The organism is Skermanella sp. (assembly GCF_059503625.1).
This window is the reverse complement of record NZ_JCACHA010001022.1, coordinates 4,114-5,053: the sequence shown is the minus strand read 5'-3', so window position 1 is coordinate 5,053 and position 940 is coordinate 4,114. Positions and strand designations below refer to the sequence as shown.

1 protein-coding gene is annotated in these 940 nt (G+C 69.8%); it reads left to right on the top strand.

All coding sequences use genetic code 11. The features are described from left to right. Positions 1-940: sensor histidine kinase (locus AC5JJ6_RS37250; RefSeq protein WP_496046872.1), on the top strand; the 940-nt coding region annotated here is incomplete at both ends.

The following is a 940-nucleotide window of genomic DNA, read 5'->3' as shown; positions in this document are numbered from 1 at the left end:
GGCTCCGACGGCACCGCTCCCGCCTTGCGCGGCATGACGCGGATCGCCGACCTGCACGCGCTGGCCGCCCGCTATGTCGGGTTCGAGCGGGCCGACGCCGTCTTCGCCGGCCGGCCCGGCTGGCTCGACAAGGCCGATGCGGAAGCGGTCCGCCAGACCGAAAACCTGCTGGCCGGCGCGCTCGGCTCCGCGTCTGCCCGCGTCGTAGTCGCCGGCATGCTGAAGGGCGGGCGGCTGTCGCAGCTAGACGCGCGGTCGATGCTGGACGAGGCGTCGAAGGCGATCCTGGCCAACCACGACCTGCTGAGGACCACGCTGGAAAGCATTGCCCAGGGGATCTGCGTGGTGGACCGCGAGAACCTGCTGGCGACCTGGAACCGGCGCTTCGTCGAGCTCAACGACCTGCCGAACGGGCTGCTGAAGGTCGGCATGCCGCTGAGCGACGTGAAAGCCCTGATCCGCCCGCGCACCGACGGCACGGAACTGGAGGTCGCGACCCATCCCATGCCCGACGGCGGATTCGTCATAACCTATACCGACGTGACGGAGCGGAGCCGGGCGGCCACGGCACTGCGCGAAGCAAACGAGAGTTTGGAGCGCCGGATCGGAGAGCGGACCGCCGACCTGCTCGTCGCCAAGGCCGAAGCCGAGCGGGCGAACCAGGGCAAGACGCGCTTCCTGGCCGCCGCCGGTCACGACTTGATGCAGCCGCTCCACGCCGCCCGGCTGTTCCTGTCGGCCCTGGCGGAACGCAGCGGCGATCCGCTGGTCGGCCAGACCGACGCATCGCTCCGCTCGGTGGAGGAGTTGCTGGGCGAGTTGCTGGACGTCTCGAAACTAGACTCCGGCGTCGTGACGGCGAAGCCCTCGGACTTCAGGATCGACGAACTCCTGGGTCCTCTGAAAGCGGAGTTCACCGCACAGGCCGGCGCCCATGGGC